General features: G+C 30.1%; 19 protein-coding genes and 3 pseudogenes. 13 read left to right on the top strand and 9 right to left on the bottom strand.

What is annotated here, in order from left to right:
- Positions 1–19: 19 nt before the first annotated feature.
- The 3 genes and pseudogenes from EU92_RS03790 to EU92_RS09530 all read right to left on the bottom strand — a co-directional run bounded on the left by EU92_RS03790 (position 20) and on the right by EU92_RS09530 (position 2276).
- Positions 20–1195 carry an aminotransferase class V-fold PLP-dependent enzyme gene (locus EU92_RS03790; RefSeq protein ID WP_032513319.1) on the bottom strand — a complete coding sequence of 392 codons (1176 nt, stop codon included), beginning with the start codon at positions 1193–1195 and terminating at the stop codon, positions 20–22.
- 38 nt (positions 1196–1233) lie between these two features.
- Positions 1234–2028, bottom strand: a pseudogene (locus EU92_RS0109055) (methyltransferase domain-containing protein).
- Positions 2029–2102: 74 nt separating this feature from the next.
- Complete coding sequence (locus EU92_RS09530) at positions 2103–2276, bottom strand: DUF4278 domain-containing protein (RefSeq protein ID WP_072013174.1); 174 nt, start codon at positions 2274–2276, stop codon at positions 2103–2105.
- Between the two features lie 255 nt (positions 2277–2531).
- Here EU92_RS09530 and EU92_RS0109050 point away from each other — a divergent pair, with 255 nt between their 5' ends.
- Positions 2532–2789, top strand: coding sequence for a hypothetical protein (locus EU92_RS0109050; RefSeq protein WP_011375974.1), 258 nt, complete (start codon positions 2532–2534; stop codon positions 2787–2789).
- Positions 2790–2811: 22 nt separating this feature from the next.
- On the opposite strand, the gene EU92_RS03795 is transcribed toward EU92_RS0109050, so the two are convergent.
- Positions 2812–3057 carry a NifU family protein gene (locus EU92_RS03795; RefSeq protein WP_002805305.1) on the bottom strand — a complete coding sequence of 82 codons (246 nt, stop codon included), beginning with the start codon at positions 3055–3057 and terminating at the stop codon, positions 2812–2814.
- Positions 3058–3127: 70 nt separating this feature from the next.
- Between EU92_RS03795 and EU92_RS03800 the strand changes: the two genes are divergently transcribed.
- The 3 genes from EU92_RS03800 to EU92_RS03810 all read left to right on the top strand — a co-directional run bounded on the left by EU92_RS03800 (position 3128) and on the right by EU92_RS03810 (position 7414).
- Entirely contained in the window at positions 3128–4624 is a 1497-nt protein-coding gene (locus EU92_RS03800; protein ID WP_032513323.1) for a malate:quinone oxidoreductase, read from the top strand.
- 55 nt (positions 4625–4679) lie between these two features.
- On the top strand, positions 4680–6488 hold the full coding sequence (gene lepA / locus EU92_RS03805; protein ID WP_032513325.1) for a translation elongation factor 4: 1809 nt from the start codon (positions 4680–4682) through the stop codon (positions 6486–6488).
- Between the two features lie 170 nt (positions 6489–6658).
- Positions 6659–7414, top strand: a complete 756-nt coding sequence (locus EU92_RS03810) for an ABC transporter permease (RefSeq protein ID WP_032513355.1) — start codon at positions 6659–6661, stop codon at positions 7412–7414.
- A 2-nt stretch (positions 7415–7416) separates the two neighbouring features.
- Here EU92_RS03810 and trmH read toward each other — a convergent pair whose 3' ends face one another.
- The gene (gene trmH / locus EU92_RS03815; protein ID WP_032513327.1) at positions 7417–8088 is read right to left on the bottom strand and encodes a tRNA (guanosine(18)-2'-O)-methyltransferase TrmH; all 672 of its coding nucleotides are present in this window, start codon (positions 8086–8088) and stop codon (positions 7417–7419) included.
- A gap of 96 nt (positions 8089–8184) precedes the next feature.
- On the opposite strand from trmH, the gene EU92_RS03820 reads away from it, so the two are divergent.
- The 7 genes and pseudogenes from EU92_RS03820 (at position 8185) to EU92_RS03840 (ending at position 12635) form a co-directional block, all read left to right on the top strand.
- Positions 8185–8388, top strand: a complete 204-nt coding sequence (locus tag EU92_RS03820) for a hypothetical protein (protein ID WP_032513328.1) — start codon at positions 8185–8187, stop codon at positions 8386–8388.
- A 176-nt stretch (positions 8389–8564) separates the two neighbouring features.
- Positions 8565–8954, top strand: a complete 390-nt coding sequence (locus EU92_RS03825) for a thiol-disulfide oxidoreductase DCC family protein (protein ID WP_032513329.1) — start codon at positions 8565–8567, stop codon at positions 8952–8954.
- Positions 8955–8959: 5 nt separating this feature from the next.
- Entirely contained in the window at positions 8960–9196 is a 237-nt protein-coding gene (locus EU92_RS03830; protein ID WP_032513330.1) for a TIGR03643 family protein, read from the top strand.
- 36 nt (positions 9197–9232) lie between these two features.
- Positions 9233–9331: pseudogene (locus EU92_RS09525) on the top strand (DUF2256 domain-containing protein); the annotation flags it as partial.
- A pseudogene (locus EU92_RS0109045) lies at positions 9328–10819 on the top strand (cryptochrome/photolyase family protein). The pseudogenes EU92_RS09525 and EU92_RS0109045, both read left to right, overlap by 4 nt.
- A gap of 105 nt (positions 10820–10924) precedes the next feature.
- Complete coding sequence (locus tag EU92_RS03835; protein WP_032513331.1) at positions 10925–11104, top strand: hypothetical protein; 180 nt, start codon at positions 10925–10927, stop codon at positions 11102–11104.
- Between the two features lie 214 nt (positions 11105–11318).
- Positions 11319–12635, top strand: a complete 1317-nt coding sequence (locus EU92_RS03840) for a 16S rRNA (cytosine(967)-C(5))-methyltransferase (protein ID WP_032513332.1) — start codon at positions 11319–11321, stop codon at positions 12633–12635.
- Positions 12636–12644: 9 nt separating this feature from the next.
- Here the strand turns inward: EU92_RS03840 and EU92_RS03845 are convergent, their stop codons facing one another.
- From EU92_RS03845 to petP, 3 genes are read right to left on the bottom strand one after another with little or no spacing between them, the layout of a single operon-like run.
- Positions 12645–14414 (bottom strand): transglycosylase domain-containing protein, encoded by a 1770-nt coding sequence (locus EU92_RS03845; RefSeq protein ID WP_032513356.1) that lies wholly within the window; start codon positions 14412–14414, stop codon positions 12645–12647.
- Position 14415: 1 nt separating this feature from the next.
- A complete protein-coding gene (chlG, locus tag EU92_RS03850; protein WP_032513333.1) occupies positions 14416–15363 on the bottom strand; it encodes a chlorophyll synthase ChlG in 948 nt (315 codons plus the stop codon).
- Positions 15364–15371: 8 nt separating this feature from the next.
- On the bottom strand, positions 15372–15596 hold the full coding sequence (gene petP, locus EU92_RS03855; RefSeq protein ID WP_032513334.1) for a cytochrome b6f subunit PetP: 225 nt from the start codon (positions 15594–15596) through the stop codon (positions 15372–15374).
- A gap of 59 nt (positions 15597–15655) precedes the next feature.
- On the opposite strand from petP, the gene hisF reads away from it, so the two are divergent.
- Both hisF and ubiE read left to right on the top strand, forming a co-directional pair.
- A complete protein-coding gene (gene hisF / locus EU92_RS03860; protein ID WP_032513336.1) occupies positions 15656–16426 on the top strand; it encodes an imidazole glycerol phosphate synthase subunit HisF in 771 nt (256 codons plus the stop codon).
- Between the two features lie 44 nt (positions 16427–16470).
- Positions 16471–17172: a bifunctional demethylmenaquinone methyltransferase/2-methoxy-6-polyprenyl-1,4-benzoquinol methylase UbiE gene (gene ubiE, locus EU92_RS03865; RefSeq protein ID WP_032513337.1), complete on the top strand. Its 702-nt coding sequence runs from the start codon at positions 16471–16473 to the stop codon at positions 17170–17172.
- Positions 17173–17177: 5 nt separating this feature from the next.
- Here ubiE and EU92_RS03870 read toward each other — a convergent pair whose 3' ends face one another.
- Positions 17178–17663, bottom strand: a complete 486-nt coding sequence (locus tag EU92_RS03870) for a DUF721 domain-containing protein (RefSeq protein WP_032513357.1) — start codon at positions 17661–17663, stop codon at positions 17178–17180.
- Positions 17664–17723 lie beyond the last annotated feature (60 nt).

Raw genomic sequence — 17723 nt, 5'->3', positions numbered from 1 at the left:
TCTCTATATGAATAGATCTTTAAGTTAATATTTTTTTTATTTCTTTAGAAAGTAAATAAAGCTCAGCTTCTGTTGTCATTTGATGTACGCATGCTCTAAACCATTTTGGGTCTTCTAAAACTCTAATCCAAATTTTCTTTTCTCCAAGTTTCCTCACAAATTTTTCCTTATCTTTGATATTTTCAATATTAAAACTAACTATTCCATTTAAGTATTTTTTTGCTAAAACTAATTCAATTTCTTTTAATTGATTTAATTCATCCCAAAGTTTCTCACTTAATCTTTTTATATTTTTTCTTTTTTCTTTTTCATCGCAGTCTTTATCCAAAAGATCTAAAGAATTACGCAGCCCTGCAAGTAAAGGAATACAAGAGGTAGCTACTTCAAACTTCCTTGCGTCATCATGAAAAAGATTATCTGAAGGTTTATAGATGCCTTGTTCTTTTTTTAATGATTTCCAACCAATTATTGTTGGATCTGTTTCATGAATAAATCTATCTGAGACATAAATGGCTCCAAGTCCTTCTGGACCACATGCCCATTTATGAGAAGTTATTGAATATAAATCAGAATAAAAAACTTCCTCTTTAATTTTTATGTGCCCAAAAGTTTGAGCACCATCAACAAGTAGATAAGAATTTTCTCGATTATTTTTTAATTCGATAGAAATTTGTTTTAAAGGAATTTTATATCCAAAGTTCCATAAAATATGAGAAATAATTAGGATCTTAGTCTTACTATTTAGATTTTTTAAAATTTCTAAAATTATATTTTCATCGTTTAGATTTTTAATTTTTTGGATTGGCAAAATTTTGAATATTAATTTATTTCTTCTGCAAAATTCTCGACTTGCAGCTACTACTCCAGGATGTTCACAGTCACTTATTAACAACTCTTCTCCCTCTTCTACTCTTATTCCCCAAAAAGGCAAAATCATACCAGAAGAGATATTCTCCGTTAAAGCTACATTCTTTGCATTGACACCTAATTTTTGCGCAATGATTCTTTTTGTGGTCAATATTTCTTTGTAAATAAAAGGCCACATATCATTGGTAAATGGACCTAAATCTTGAATGATTTCCCAAGTTTTAACTATTGCTTCTAGGGAAGATTTTGGTAATGGTCCTTGACCTCCATAGTTGAAATAATACTTATTTTTTAATGCTGGTATTTGATCCCTTAAATTATTTATCATGGAAAATTTAAATTATATTTTTAAACTCTTCAATTTTTTTAAATATTGCCTACTAAAGTTACTGTTCTAAATTCAATATCCTCAATTACTTTCCAAGGTTCAGCGCTCCTTTCTGCAAATTCTAAATTTTTAAAACCAAGTTCTTTAAAATTACTTATAAACTCTGGCTCATACCATGCTCCACTAATACATCCTGTCCATAGATCATGATCATTTTGCAATCTTAAAGGAACTTTTTTGTTAGAGACAATATCGCTAATTGCAATTCTTCCATTAGCGTTTAAAACTCTTTTTATATTTCTTAGAAGGTTATTTCTAGATTCTGGACTTACCAAGTTTAAAACGCAATTACTTAAAATAATATCAACTGATTTGTCGGCGATTAATGGATTTAAATCTTTATCTAATTCATCAAGTTTTTCAATTGATCCCTCAAGAAATTCTGTATTGTTGAAACCTATATTTTTTGTAACTTCTTTAGAGGCTGATCTAGATAAAGAAAGCATGTCAGGATTCTGATCAACTCCAATAACTTGCCCTTCTTTCCCAACAATTTGGGCACAAATAAAAGCATTTTTGCCGCTACCACTTCCAAGATCTAAGACAATATCATTTTTTTAAACATATTTTGTTGGATCACCACATCCATAGTCTCTTTCTATAACCTCTTGAGGAATTGCTTTAAGTAAAACGGGATCAAACCCAACTGGTGTACAAAGACAACTTTCTTGTTCTAGTGCGGCTGAACCATATCTTTCTTGAATCGCATCTTTATGATCTAATTGATTAGGTACTTTATTCGATGTATTTGTATTACAGCAACTCTCAGACATATTTTTTAAAGGACTCTAGATAAATATAGCTAAAAAAAGCCCCTGAAAAAGGGGCATGTTCTTTTTTAATTAAATTATTTAGTGTAATTAACACCTCTGTAATTTAATTCTGCTTTTTCATTACTTGAAGAAGCGTCATCTATTCTATTGGTGTATACGTTTCTTCTATAGGTAAGTTCAACAAATTGCTTTTTAGCAGTTTTTTTGTTTTGAACGTATTTTTTACCTCTGTAAGTTAAAGTAGTCATGATTCTATGTGACAACACGGCCATCCCCCGTTCCATGGTATGACTCGAACTGCGCTCTCAATTGAGAGTGAACGAAAATGTAGCGATTGCTACAAATTCATTATAAACTTATTTATCTAGGGATGTCTAGCTTTTACAAATAGAAACGAAGATTTAATGTTTTTTTAATTATTATCTTAGGTAAATTTTTTTATAAATAGTCTCTAAAAAGGATTATGTTTATATTTGGTTTAATCTTCATGTAACTATTTTTTTATGACAGGTTTTTTATATTTCTTGGGAAATACTTTAAGGTGGCCAGTCCTAAAGCCAAAAGAATTTTTTTCCCTACACGCGTATTTTTCAATTATTTATTTGATAACTTTTACTTTGAGTAAATATGATGTAAGCCAATCAAATTTAGTTTTTACTCTAGGAATTCTTGCACCTCTTTTAATCGCTATTGGGCAAGGACTTCCAATTGATTGCCTTGATATGGAATCATCTTTGTTGAAGGAGTTAAAAACTAAGTAGTAGATTTTTCAGTTAAAAATTTTTATAAAACCTGGACAACTTCGCTTATTTCAGGAATCATTTCTTTTAACTTTCTTTCAATACCCATTTTTAGAGTCATAGTACTACTTGGGCAACTACCACATGCCCCTTGAAGTCTGACTTTAACAATGGGACCATCTATTTCTGCAATCTCAACATTACCACCATCAGATATTAAAAAAGGTCTTAGCTCGTCAAGGACTTTTTCTACATTTTCGTTTGTAAGCGAGAGTGTTTCAGTACTCATAATTTCAGTTTAACTTTATAATAAGCCTAGAAAGAAATTTGATTAATTGCAAAAAAGATAATTTTCTGTTGTGACTTCATTTCAAAATCCCACTAATGACAATAGCTACTTTGATGCAGTCTTAGTAGGAGCAGGGATAATGAGCAGTACTTTAGCCCTCCTAATTACAGAAGTTTTACCAGAGATAAAGTTTCTTATTATAGAAAAATTAAATGCTCCAGGAAGTGAAAGTACTGGCGCTTTTAATAATGCAGGAACAGGGCATGCTGCTAATTGCGAATTAAACTATACCCCTTTAGATGAAAAAGGAAATATAAAAATAGATAAAGCGCTCTCAATAAATCGTTCCTTTGAAAGATCCATGTCTTTATGGGCCTCATTGTATGAAACAGGGAAAATTGATATTAAAAAGTTTTTAAAATTTATTCCTCACATTAGCTTTGTGTCTGGTCAGGATAATATTTCTTTTTTAAAAAAAAGATTTCAGAAAATGTCCGAAAATCCTGAATTTATTGATATGGAATTTTCTACATCTTTTGATGAAATTTCTTCATGGGCTCCTCTAATAACAAAAGATAGGAATCCATTTGCTAAAATTGCTGCTACCAGAATAGGTAGAGGAACAGATATTAATTTTGAGGCTCTCACAAAAGAGTATTTAGCATTAGTTTCTTTAAGTAAAAATGTTGAAATTAGATACAAAACAGAATTAGTAGATTTAAAGAAAATTGATAAAAAAAAATGGGAATTAGAAATTAGTTCAGAAGGTAGAAAAACTTCAATTAGAACTGGCTATGTTTTTCTTGGTGCTGGTGGAAAAACAATTAATTATTTGCAAAAATCGAAAATTCCAGAAGCAAAGAGTTATGGTGGATTTCCTGTAAGTGGGAAATGGCTTATTTGCGAGAAAAAAGATCTAACAGAAAAACATAACTCAAAAGTTTATGGTAAGGCTGATATTGGATCGCCACCAATGTCTGTGCCTCATTTAGATACCAGATGGATTGATAATAAAAAACTTCTTTTATATGGCCCTTTTGCTGGATTTACAACAAAATTTCTAAAGCAAAGTTCATACTTTGACTTATTTAGTTCAATTAAAAAGAATAATATTTTTTCTATGTTAAACGTTGGTTTTAAAAACAACGATTTAATTAATTACCTAATATCACAATCATTAAAGAACCATAACTCAAGAGTTGAGAATTTAAAGAATATGATGCCATCAGCTAATCCTTCTGATTGGTATTTAAAAAATGCTGGTCAAAGAGTCCAAATAATTAAAAAAACTGAAGATGGAGGTTCTTTGAAATTTGGAACGGAGATTGTAAATTCATCTGATGGATCATTATCTGCTTTGCTTGGAGCTTCTCCTGGAGCAAGTACTGCGGTTTCAATTATGGTTGAGGTTCTAGAAAAATCTGTTTTATTTTTAAACGATAAGGATAATCTTCAGAAAAAAATAAATGACTTAATTTATCCAGAACTATCAGTCTCTGAAAATTACAGTAAATTCATAAAAGACATCAAAAAAAGAAATAATTCCATTTTTGGTTTCCATCCATAATTCTAATTAGCTAATATTAATCAAGATGTAATAAGAGGAGAATTTTTCTTTCTATATGACTGATATATCGGTTTCAAAAATTAGAAATTTCTGCATAATCGCTCATATTGATCATGGTAAATCTACCCTTGCAGATAGGTTGCTCCAAGATACTGGTACTGTGCAGCAAAGGGATATGCAAGAACAATTTTTGGACAGTATGGATCTTGAAAGAGAGAGAGGAATTACTATCAAGTTACAGGCTGCTAGGATGAAATATAAAGCTGACAATTCTCAAGAATATGTTTTGAACTTAATAGATACTCCAGGGCATGTTGATTTTTCTTATGAGGTTAGTAGATCTCTTCAAGCTTGTGAAGGCGCTTTACTCGTTGTTGATGCAAGTCAAGGAGTAGAAGCTCAAACCTTAGCTAATGTTTATCTTGCCTTAGAAAATAATCTTGAAATAATTCCTGTTTTAAATAAAGTTGATTTACCAGGTGCTGATGCTGAAAAAATAAAACAAGAAATAGAGGAAATTATTGGACTTGATACATCTAATGCAATAAATTGTTCAGCAAAAACTGGAGTTGGTATCAAAGATATTCTGGAAGCAATCGTAAGAAGGGTACCTCCTCCTCAAGATGAAATTAAGCTACCTACAAAGGCACTCATTTTTGATTCTTATTATGATCCGTACAGAGGAGTTATTGTTTATTTCAGGGTGATGTCTGGGTCTCTTAATAAGAGAGAAAAGATATTATTAATGGCGAGTAAAAAGAATTATGAACTAGATGAGATAGGAATAATGGCACCTGATCAGAAGCAAGTTGATGAATTACATGCAGGAGAAGTTGGTTATTTAGCTGCTTCTATAAAATCAGTTGCTGATGCGAGAGTGGGAGATACTATTACTCTTTTAAATTCACCTGCCAATGATCCTTTGCCTGGTTATAAGACAGCCAATCCTATGGTTTTTTGTGGCTTATTCCCAACTGATGCTGATCAATTCCCAGATTTAAGAGTATCTCTTGAAAAATTGCAATTATCTGATGCAGCTTTAAAATATGAGCCCGAAACCAGTAGCGCAATGGGCTTCGGATTTAGGTGCGGATTCCTAGGACTTCTTCATATGGAGATTGTTCAAGAAAGATTAGAAAGAGAATATGACTTGGATCTAATCGTAACGGCACCATCAGTTATCTATAAGGTTAATTTAAATCAACAGGAAAATATCTTTATTGATAATCCTTCTACAATTCCTGATCCACAACTTAGAGAATCAATAGAAGAGCCTTATGTGAAAATGGAGATTTATGCTCCCAATGAATTTAATGGAACACTAATGGGTTTATGTCAGGAAAGAAGAGGAATATTTCTAGATATGAAATACATAACAACAGATCGAGTTACTTTGATTTATGAGATTCCATTAGCAGAAGTAGTTACAGATTTCTTTGATCAAATGAAAAGTAGAACCCAAGGTTATGCATCTATGGAATATCATTTGATTGGCTATAGAAAGAATGACCTCGTTAGATTAGATGTTCTAATAAATTCAGAAAGAGCAGATCCATTAACTTCTATTGTTCATAAAGATAAGGCTTATGGAATTGGCAGAAGTTTAGTTGAGAAATTAAAAGAACTAATTCCAAAACAACAATTTAAGATACCTATTCAAGCCTCAATCGGTAGCAGGATTATTGCAAGTGAAAGTATCAGTGCATTGCGAAAAGATGTTTTATCTAAATGTTATGGAGGAGATATTTCTAGAAAAAAGAAACTTTTAAAGAAACAAGCAAAAGGTAAAAAGAGGATGAAGGCAATGGGTAAAGTTGAAGTCCCTCAAGAAGCTTTTATGGCAGTCCTGAAATTAAACCAGTAATTTTTTTAAATTTAAAATTTATAGCTATTTATTTTTAAAAGAATTAGGTATATTTCAGTCATAATCTTTAGAAAAAACTTTTGGATATTAACTCATTTAATCGTGTCGGCGCAAATATCAGAAAAGCTGGATTTCTAATTGTACTTTTTTATCTTCTTGTTGCTTTGATAATGAAATTTTTAGAGGCCAATAATTTTTTTGGTTATTCATTTTCAATGTTAAGCAATGATATCTTTGCCCCTCCTTCGCTTAATCATTTCTGTGGCACAGATAGATTAGGAAGAGATGTTTGCTTAAGAACTTTGCAAGGATCATCCTTAGCGATAGAAGTTGTATTCTTAGCTATTCTTTTTTCATTAAGTTTTGGTTTGCCATTGGGATTATTAAGTGGATATTTTGGTGGTTTTTTTGATAAATACTTATCACTAATAATGGATACTATTTTTTCAATACCTGTAATTTTGCTTTCAGTTGTTGTGGCTTTTGTATTGGGTAAAGGTATCCTGAACGCAGCTTTGGCATTGTGTATTGTTTACTCTCCTCAATATTTTAGATTAATCAGAAATCAGACAATATTGGTTAAATCAGAAACTTATGTGGAGGCAGCTCAAGTTTCAGGAGCTGATGTTAAAACAATTATTTTTAAATATATTCTCCCAAATGTAATAACACCTTTGCCTATTCTTCTTACCCTAAATGCTGCGGATGCTGTTTTGGTATTAGGAAGTTTAGGATTTTTAGGTCTTGGTGTTCCCGCAGATGTCCCAGAGTGGGGTAGTGATTTAAATCTTGCTCTTGCCGCTTTACCTACAGGTATATGGTGGACGGCGTTGTTCCCAGGCTTGGCAATGTTTTTTTTAGTTTTAGGTCTTTCTTTTATAGGAGAGGATCTTGAAGAAATTTTTGATAGTCAAAATTCTGAATAAATTTAGTTATCTGTAATAGGATCAACTTCTCCTTGATCATTCAACTTTGGATATTCTTTAGCTGATTTTTTATACACCGCAGCCAATTCTGGGTAACACCATTCAAAAAGTGTTTTTTGATATTCATCGATATTTAAACCTTCTCCATTAGCGGGCAATATACCTTTATTTTTTCTTTGACGAATAGCTTCAAATAATAATATGGAAGCAGCAACTGAAACATTCAGGGATTGAACCATACCTCTCATAGGTATAAAAATTGATTGATCAACCATTGATATTAGTTCATTACTTAGTCCCCATTTTTCTGCTCCTAAAACAAAACATGTATTTTGAGAATAATCAAAATTTCTATAATCTACTGATTCACTATTAAGAGTCGTGCCATATAATTTAAAACCCTTATTCTTTAAATCAGATATTGCCGTGATAGTGTTTTTATGATTATTTAGTTTTACCCATTTTTGACTTCCTTGAGCAGTACTATTAAAAGTCTTAATGGCATTCGTTTTGCTAATAAAATTTGCTTCGAAAATTCCTGCTGCATCACAGGTCCTTAATATCGCGGATAGATTATGTGGTTTATTAACATCCTCAACTAAAACAGTCAAGTTTTTCATTCTGCAATCTAAAACACTTTTGATTCGTTCGAATCTTCTTGGCAAAATTGACATTTATAATTTTTTCACACTTTTAAATTATATTCAAAAAATATTGATTACCTATTAAATCTCTTGGTTTATAATATTTTGGTAGTTTGAAGTAACTCAATGGCATACATAGAATGGGACTATACAGTAATAACAAGTATGGTAGAAAAACAAGGTTGGTATTTACCTGATCGTGAATCCGAAGAATGGAATAAATTTAACGATGAATTAGGAGAAAAAATGAGAGGTGTTGGACTTGTTTTTGAAAAATATTGTAAATTTACTCCTGACGTAGGAGAAGGGGTTCATCTTTTAGATGACTGATCATAAAAAGGTTAAACCACTGATGTATCCCTTAATCAATGGCTTATTAACTTACAAGATAATATAATTTCACTAAATTAGAACTGGCAATTATTAAGGCTTTATAAAGCTTGTACTGTAAAAAAAATTTTTTATCCCACAAAAAAGTTATTTAATTTCTATATTTGTATAAAAATATGAAAAATAAATTAACCTTTTTATTCGATGGTGGTTGTCCGCTTTGTTTGAGGGAAACAAATTTTCTAAAAAAGAGGGATATCTCAAATCAAATTGCATTTATAGATATTAATAGTAAGGATTACGATCAAAATCTTTTTAATGACATCTCATATTCAGAAGCCATGTCAAACCTCCATGGGATTATGGAAAATGGTGAAATTATTAGAGGACTAGATGTACTTGCATATTCTTATGAATTAGTTGGTTTAGGTTGGGTTTATTATCCCTTGAAGGTTAAATTCTTATCTCCCATATTAAGACTGGTATACAGATATTGGGCAAAATATAGACTTCAAATTACAGGGAGATCCGATATTGAAAAACTTTGTACCTCCCAATGTGAATAATAAACATGGAAAATATCGATATCGATAGAATAATAGAAATGTGTTGGGAAGATAGAACACCCTTTGAAGCTATCGAGTATCAATTTGGTTTAAAAGAGGAAGATGCGATAATAATTATGCGTCAAAATCTTAAACCTAAATCCTTCAAAGTCTGGAGAAAGAGAGTTTTGGGAAGAAATACAAAACATATGGCGCTTAAAAATTCAACTAGATTTAAATCTACTCATAAAAGAAAATTATAAATTTTGAAAAATCTTTCTACTTAAACTTGTCCTGTCTGCAATAGGCCATTCGAGTGGCGTAAAAAATGGAAAAACTTTTGGGATGATGTTATCTACTGTTCAAAAAGATGCAGTAAAAAGAAGCCGCAAAGATGAAACAATTATCAATTATTTTCCCGAATCAACTTTTTAGAGAAAGCCCAATCTTAAAAATAAATTGTGAAATTTTGATTTTGGAAGACTCATTATTTTTTGGAAATGATAAATTTCATAAATTAATTAACCATAAAAATAAGTTAGTTTTTCATAGAGCATCTATGCTCGCTTATAAAAAATATTTAGAAATATCTGGCTTTAAAGTTTTATATATCGAAAACAAGAATAATATTTCTACAGTTGACTACTTATCGGAATTTATTAAAGATAAATATCAGAAAATAAATCTCATTGACCCTCATGATTTTTTAATAATGAAGAGGATTAATAATTTTGTTGAAAGTAATAATTTAGCTTTAAATATTTTGCCTTCTCCTATGTTTATGAGCAGTGAAGATTTAAAAGAGTTATTTGCAACAAATACAAAAAAACCTCTTATGGGGAGATTTTTATGAGAATCAAAGAAAAAGCCAAAAGATATTAGTTAAATCGGATGATACACCTGAAGGTGGTAAATGGAGTTTCGATGAAATGAACAGAAAAAAATTACCAAAAAAAATATACATACCTGATACACCTAAATTACAAAAAAATAAATTTGTAGTTAATGCAGAAAGTTCATTAGCCAATTTTGATATTGAGTTTATGGGAGAAAGTAATAACTTTTTATATCCAACTAATTTTGAGGAGGCAGATAAATGGTTAAATGATTTTTTTAAACATAGATTTTTCTTATTTGGAGATTATGAGGATGCTATTTCTAGAGAAAATTCTTTTTTATGGCATAGCTTACTTTCTCCTCTTCTAAATAGCGGCTTGTTAACTCCAGATGTAGTAGTAAATAAAGCATTACTTTTTGCAAAAAATAATAATGTTCCTATTAACTCTTTAGAGGGTTTTATTCGTCAAATTATTGGATGGAGAGAATTTATTTGCCTCGTCTATAAAAAGTATGGAACAAAGATGCGAAACAGTAATTTTTGGAATTTTGAAGATAAGCCAATTCCAGAATCTTTCTATCAAGGTAATTCAGGAATTGAGCCAGTAGACGTTGTTATAAAAAACATTATTAAATATGGTTATTGTCAACATATTGAGAGGTTAATGATTATTGGTAACTTTATGCTGCTATGTAGAATTCACCCCAATCAAGTTTATAAATGGTTTATGGAAATGTTTATTGATTCCTATGATTGGGTTATGGTACCAAATGTTTACGGAATGAGTCAGTTTAGTGATGGTGGTATCTTTTCAACAAAACCATATATATCAAGCTCAAATTATGTAAAAAAAATGTCTAATTTTAAAAGTGGCCCATGGTGTGAAATATGGGATGGCTTATTTTGGAAATTTATTAAAGATAATGAAAGCTTTTTTAGAAAGCAATATCGTCTGGCAATGTTAACGAGAAATCTAGATAAAATGTCAGAGGAAAAATTAAATAATCACTTAAAAACAGCCGATAAATTTTTAAGAGATATTCAATAAATTAAAAGTAATACCCTAAAGTTGTTTTTGAAAAATTAAAAGAATATTATATTATTACGAAATATTACAAAACAGTGATAGTTTATATAAAATTCAATTTTAAAAATGAATATTGGAATACTTTTTTTGAAAAGTAATTCGACTGGTATTATTACTTTTTCTGAATTAGATTGGATAACAGCCCATCAATCTAATTTCACAAGGTTAGAGGAATCTGTAGCCATTAAGCTAGGAAGAATGCTTGATGCAGGATCTATAAATATAGGTTGCCGCTTATATTCCTGATTAAGTTTTTATTTTATTAATGAAGTATCAAGAAGAGAAAAAATTATTTTTTAGGGAAAGAATTCATTCTTTAAATATCTTTCTTTTCTTGGGATTTAATCTAACACTTATCTCTATCTTAGGTTTTATTTGGTTCAATTCCTCAATTGAAAAAGTAGTTTAAATTTTTAAATTTTTAGTATATTAAAGTTATCTTTAAAAATAAATTTATATTTTGAGCATTGGATATTTACAAAGGAAAGCAGCTTGGGAAATTTTATTAAAAGTTAGTTCTGGTGATTTTTCTGATCATGCGCTTGATAAGGTTTTAAAAAATTATAAATTTAATTCTCTTGATATTGCTTTTATTACTGAATTGTCTTTTGGATGTATAAGGTATAGAAAATTTCTTGATCTTTGGGTGGATCATACATCAAAAATAACTCATAAAAAGCAGCCTCCAAAATTAAGATGGCTTTTACATATAGGTTTATATCAACTATTAAAAATGGATAAAATTCCATTTCCTGCAGCTATTTCAACCACTGTAGAAGTAGCTAAAAAAACAGATTTAAAGGGTTTAGCAGGAACTGTTAATGCGATATTGAGGAATGCATCTAGAAACTTAAAACATGAAATTTTTCCAAAATTATCTTCTGATAAAAAAGAAAGAATTTCATATCTTGAGTCATTGCCATTATGGCTTGTAAATGATCTTTATAAATGGTTAGGCAATAGCAAGAGTGAAAATATAGTTAAGGCATTTAATAAAAAACCTTCAATTGATTTGAGAATTAATCCACTAAAAACTGATTTAGATAAATTTTTGAAAGTACTTCATGAAAATAAAATTGATGCAGAAATTATTAAGGATTTAAATAATGGAATTACTTTAAAATCTAATCCAAGATCTATTAAAAACTTACCAGGATTTTGTGATGGACTTTGGACAATACAAGATAGATCTTCGCAGTGGGTGGCAACTCTTTTAAATCCAAAAGAAGGTGAAAAGATTTTAGATGCTTGTGCAGCGCCAGGAATTAAGTCTACGCACTTAGCTGAATTAGCAAATGATAATTCTGAAATACTGGCTGTAGATAGATCAGAAAAAAGATTAAAAATACTCCAATCTAATTTAGATAGGTTAAATTTAAATTCTGTAACTACCCTTAAGGCTGATGCAACGAGTTTGATTAAATTCAATCCTAAGTTTGTCTCTTATTTTGATAAGATTTTGTTAGATGCTCCCTGTTCTGGCATTGGAACTCTCGCCAGAAATCCTGATGCTCGCTGGTCATTGAGTAAGGAAAAAATCAACGACTTAACTTTATTGCAGGAAAAACTATTAGAATGTATTTTTCCTCTTTTGAAAAAAGATGGAATTTTAGTTTATTCAACTTGCACTATTTGTCCTGATGAAAATAATCTATTAGTTGAAAGATTTATTGAGAAAAATAAAGAAACAAAATTGATTAGCCAAAAACAAATTTACCCTAGTTTAGATTATGCTGGTGATGGATTTTATGCAGCAAAAATTTCTTATCAATCTTAAAAATAAAATTTATTTTTTAATTGGGATTTTATAAATTTCAGCTATAAATTTCTTCCATAAATAAGCTGCATTTCCACTTGATAATTGAGATTCTTTATTATCGTCATAGCCTATCCAGATACCTGTTGTAAGATTATAAAGTGAACCGATAAACCAAAGATCTTTATTTTTATCAGAGGTTCCTGTTTTCCCATAAATTTTCTTTCCCTCTATAAAAGCTGCTTTAGAGGTGCCTTCTCTTACTGATTTTTCAAGTAGTTTATTCACTTTCTTAGCTACTTTTAAATCTAAAATTTTCTTTGAAATAAATTTGTTTTCCCAAATAGATTGCTTATTAAATGATTCTATTTTTTCTAAGATGCTTGGGCTATGAATCCTTCCATTATTATTTATTGCAGAATATGCATTTGTAATGTTTAAAAGATTATCTCCGAAGGATCCAATAGCTAATGATGGAAATTCTTCAAACTCGTGCGAATAACCTAGACCGAATGAATTTGCTAGATTAATAATATTTTTTAAGCCGATATTTTTTGTTATTGATATTGGAACGATATTGGATGAACTTTTAAATGATTCGACAAGAGATATTCTACCTTTATATTCTTCTGCAAAATTTTTTGGGCAATAACTTTTCCAGCATGTTGGTAAGTCTTCATATTTATCGCTTAATTTTGTACCTTTTATAATGGCCGCAGCATAAGGAATTATTTTAAAAGTAGAACCTAAAGGTCTTACAGATGAAGTTACTCTATTAAATTCATTTACTGAAGGATTTTTGCTGCTTACCATTGTCCTGATTAGCCCAGTGTTTGATTCTATTGATAACAATGAAAATTCAATTTCTTTGGGATCAACATATCTTGAAATTGTTTGTGCAGTTTCTTGCCAAGTTCTATTAATCGAAGATTTAATTCTTAAAAACTTAAAATCGTTTTTATTTTTAATTCTTTTTTCTGTTTCCTCAAGAATAAAATTTATTAGCAATTTATCATTTAAAAAATTATCAGAGGTTTGATAATTTAAGTTTATTTTCTCTCTAATAGCCTCATTCTTATTCGCAAGAGATATATATCCATCAAGATACATTGATTCAAGAACTTTATTTCTATTTTTAATAGCTATTTCTATATTTTGATAAGGGGAATAAATTGATGGGGCTGGAGCTAATCCTGCAATTAATGCAATCTCAGATAAGGTCAATTCTTCTATAAGTTTTCCAAAATAAACTTTAGAAGCCTCGTTAACCCCATATGCTCCTGAGCCTAAATAAATATTATTTAAATATAATTTTAAAATTTGATTTTTGTCATATCTAAATTCAAGTATTAGAGATATAAATAGTTCTTTTATTTTTCTTTGAAAACTTAAATCATTATTTAGAAAAAGTAATCTGGCAACTTGTTGAGTAATTGTACTTCCTCCCTCTTTAACATAACCACTTCTAATATTTTGAAAAAGGGCACGAAAAATACTTATTAAATCTATTCCATTATGTTTATAAAATCTTTTATCTTCTGATGATATAAAAGAATGTTTAAGAATAATGGGAACTTTGTGTTTACTATTGCTTATTTCAAATTTACGGCTTAATTTGCTTATTAACTTATCGTCTGAAGATGTTATTACATAAGAATATGTTGGTGTGGATGAAGTTTTATTTTTAGATGGATCAAATTTTAAAGTGGTAATTATTAGATTAATAATATAAAAAGATAATCCAGAAAAAATTAATATTGGAATTACCAAAAAACAATAGTTTGATTTTATCTTTTGCACTTTAAGCAACTAGAAAACTATGTCCTATTGCTAATGCTGTAACTAACATCCCAGTGATGAGGAACGGTTGGGCACTCGCCTGATATTTGACATCAAACTTTAGGGGATCTCTGAGTAACCACATATCTTGAAATGTAATTTGTGGAATTACCAATAAAACTAAAATTACAGAGGCTAAATGTTGACCAATAATGACTAATACTACAACCATGGCTAATTGAAAAATGTCAATCAGTCCTGCACTTATTCTACTTGCATTTTTGATTCCAAATACTACTGGTAAAGAATTTAAGCCTAGCTTTGAGTCTCCTTCAACGCTTTTGAAATCATTAATAACAGCTATACCAAGTCCAGAGAGGCTATAAGCAAGTGTTAGTAATGCCGTCACAATAGTTAATTTCCCAAACAAGGCTTGTCCGGCCCACCAAGGTAAAGCTATATATGATGCACCTAATGCATAATTTCCAAGCCAACCATTTTGTTTTAATTTAAGAGGTGGAGCAGAATATATATAACTAACAAAAGATCCTCCTAAGGCTAAAAGTAATAACGAGGGAAAGATATGTTTAGCATATAAATCCAATAGAAAAGCAACTATTAAGCCTGCAATAAGTAATACCCAGATTTGAATTTTTACATCTTTAATTGAAATTTTTCCAGAAGGAATTGGTCTATTTGGTTCGTTAATTGCATCAATTTCTTTATCAAAAAAATCATTTATGGTTTGTGTATAACCAGCTAGAAGTGGCCCACTCATTAACATGCATGCTAATGAAGCTAAAACATTACTAAATGTCCATTCAAAATTTCCACTTGCAGCTGCACCACAAATAACACCCCATATCAAAGGGATCCATGTAATTGGCTTCATTAACTGTATACGAAGTTTCCAGATACTTGAAGTTTCAGAGGCACCCTTAATTCCTAATAGTTGTTTTGGATCATTCACTTTACTCTTTAACCTTTCTCAATTTCTTCTGGAAAAAACCAGTTTTGCTCACCATTCTGAAATTTTGCGGTGATTCCAATACTCCTGCCGTCTGTCATTTTATAGCCTGTTATTACGGCTTTAGGATTAGAGGATATTTGATCAATTAATTTCGCTGGTAGTCTATCTTTTACTTTGTTAATGTTAATTTTAATTTTACTACCGATTTTGGGTAATAATTTTGCGTCAGCCATAAGAGGTAAAATGGAAGCTATTATGCAAGATTAACAGCATTTGGACAATTTTTACTAAAATGGTAGCTCTTCGTTTAATTCCTTGTTTAGATGTCGCCAATGGCAGAGTGGTTAAAGGTGTAAATTTTGTTAACTTGAGAGACTCAGGTGATCCTGTTGAATTGGCTTGTCTGTATTCTGATGAAGGCGCAGATGAATTAGTATTTTTAGATATTAGAGCGAGTGTGGAAAATAGGAATACATTAGTTGACCTTGTTTCAAGAACAGCAAAATCAGTTAAAATCCCTTTTACGGTAGGTGGAGGTATAGATTCTGTTTCTTCTATTAATGATCTTTTAAGAGCAGGAGCAGATAAAGTGAGTTTGAATTCATCAGCAGTTAGAAATCCTGATTTAATTTCTAAAAGTTCTAGAGAATTTGGTACTCAATGCATCGTGATAGCAATTGATGCTAGAAGAAAAGTTAATAAGTTGGATGAATGGGAGGTATATGTAAAGGGAGGTCGGGAAAATACTGGAATAGATGTACTAAGTTGGGCAAGGAAAGTTGAGGAATTAGGCGCGGGGGAAATATTGCTAACTTCAATGGATGGTGATGGAACTCAGAATGGATATGATTTAAATCTGACTGAATCTGTTGCCAATATTGTTAACATTCCTGTAATTGCTTCCGGAGGAGCAGGCTCTCTAGAAGATATCTATGATGTTTTCAAAGAAGGCAGGGCATCAGCAGCACTTTTAGCTTCATTACTTCATGATAAGAAACTTACTATAAAAGCAATAAAAACTTTCCTCCTCGAAAAAAAACTTCCAATTAGACCATATGAATAAAAATTTAAATTTATCCCAAAAAGAAAGTACTTTAAAATTTAAAAATGAAATTCACAAAAACTATCGAAGTCAAAAATATATTTAATAAAATATCTTATAAATATGATTTTTTAAATAATTTATTGAGTTTTGGACTGCATAAATCATGGAAAAGGAAATTAGTTAATTTATTGCAACCTTTAAATGGTGAAGATTGGGCTGATTTGTGTTGCGGAACTGGAGACTTAGCATTCTTAATATCTGAGAGAGTGAGTCCAAAGGGCTCAATTACTGGTATTGATAGTGCCAAGAATATCCTAAATATTGCAAAGAAAAAATCAGAGTTAAAAAAAAATAAATTTATTAAGTGGGAAATTAAAGATATTTTAGAAATTAATGATTATTCAAAAAATTTTGATGGGATTTGCATGTCTTATGGATTAAGAAACTTGAATAATGTTGAAGAAGGAATAAAAAAAGTTTTTTATCTTTTGAAGGATAAAGGAAGGGCGGGATTTCTGGACTTTAATCACTCAACAAAAAATTCTTTATCTAATATTTTTCAGAAATTATACTTGAGCCTTATAGTAGAGACTATTGCGCGCCTTTTTAATTTAAGTCCAGAGTACGCGTATATTGAAAAAAGTATTAGAAATTTTCCAAAGAAAAATGAGCTTATAAGAATTGCTAAGAAAGTTGGATTTAAAAAAGCTGAATATAGAACTATTTTGGGAGGGCAAATGGGGATACTAATTTTAGCTAAATAAAGAATTTAGTTATTTATTTTTCTCCAACAAAAAGAACACTTTCCCCACCTTTTGATTTCACCCTCAGGAGTTGGAGAATTACAGAGAGTACAAACCTTTATATTATTTTCATGGATTCTGCTTGGATGCTTAGCCCAAACTATCTTTGCATTAGTAGCTTTAATATTTTTATTTTTAAGTTCATAATTTTGTATTATTTTTATTTCATTCAAATTTATTCCAATTTTCTCAATTCTCTCTTTTAATTTATGCTTGTTGTAGATTAAAGCTTGGCGCCACTGTGGATGATTTACTGCAATAGTAAGTATTTTTTTTTCAATATTTAATGGTTTGCATTCTTGAAATAGTTCCAAACCTATTAACTCCTTCCAGTTTTCGTTGATTTTAGAAAGTTTATCTAAGTCCCCCCATGATTTTTTGAAATTATCAAGACAATTTTTTAATTGATCTGGATTTCTTCTATTAGCTATTGGCAAATACTTTTTGTACAATTTGTAAAATTTACTTATTAAGATTAAAGTTAATATAATCTTCAAAAAGATGCTCGTTGT

Origin of the sequence: Prochlorococcus marinus str. MIT 9107 (genome assembly GCF_000759855.1) — a bacterium.
GTDB classification, from domain to species: Bacteria; Cyanobacteriota; Cyanobacteriia; order PCC-6307; family Cyanobiaceae; genus Prochlorococcus_A; species Prochlorococcus_A marinus_N.
The sequence above is the reverse complement of the archived record's forward strand: the minus strand, read 5'-3'. Positions and strand labels throughout refer to the sequence as shown.

Coding starts and splice junctions, on each gene's coding strand:
- petP (WP_032513334.1), bottom strand. CDS start 15,596: ATGGCTGACGCAAAATTATTACCCAAAATCGGTAGTAAAATTAAAATT.
- ubiE (WP_032513337.1), top strand. CDS start 16,471: ATGAAATTCACAAAAACTATCGAAGTCAAAAATATATTTAATAAAATA.
- lepA (WP_032513325.1), top strand. CDS start 4,680: ATGACTGATATATCGGTTTCAAAAATTAGAAATTTCTGCATAATCGCT.
- trmH (WP_032513327.1), bottom strand. CDS start 8,088: ATGTCAATTTTGCCAAGAAGATTCGAACGAATCAAAAGTGTTTTAGAT.
- EU92_RS03820 (WP_032513328.1), top strand. CDS start 8,185: ATGGCATACATAGAATGGGACTATACAGTAATAACAAGTATGGTAGAA.
- EU92_RS03830 (WP_032513330.1), top strand. CDS start 8,960: ATGGAAAATATCGATATCGATAGAATAATAGAAATGTGTTGGGAAGAT.
- EU92_RS03795 (WP_002805305.1), bottom strand. CDS start 3,057: ATGAGTACTGAAACACTCTCGCTTACAAACGAAAATGTAGAAAAAGTC.
- EU92_RS09530 (WP_072013174.1), bottom strand. CDS start 2,276: ATGACTACTTTAACTTACAGAGGTAAAAAATACGTTCAAAACAAAAAA.
- EU92_RS0109050 (WP_011375974.1), top strand. CDS start 2,532: ATGACAGGTTTTTTATATTTCTTGGGAAATACTTTAAGGTGGCCAGTC.
- hisF (WP_032513336.1), top strand. CDS start 15,656: ATGGTAGCTCTTCGTTTAATTCCTTGTTTAGATGTCGCCAATGGCAGA.
- EU92_RS03835 (WP_032513331.1), top strand. CDS start 10,925: ATGAATATTGGAATACTTTTTTTGAAAAGTAATTCGACTGGTATTATT.
- EU92_RS03790 (WP_032513319.1), bottom strand. CDS start 1,195: ATGATAAATAATTTAAGGGATCAAATACCAGCATTAAAAAATAAGTAT.
- EU92_RS03825 (WP_032513329.1), top strand. CDS start 8,565: ATGAAAAATAAATTAACCTTTTTATTCGATGGTGGTTGTCCGCTTTGT.
- EU92_RS03810 (WP_032513355.1), top strand. CDS start 6,659: ATGAAATTTTTAGAGGCCAATAATTTTTTTGGTTATTCATTTTCAATG.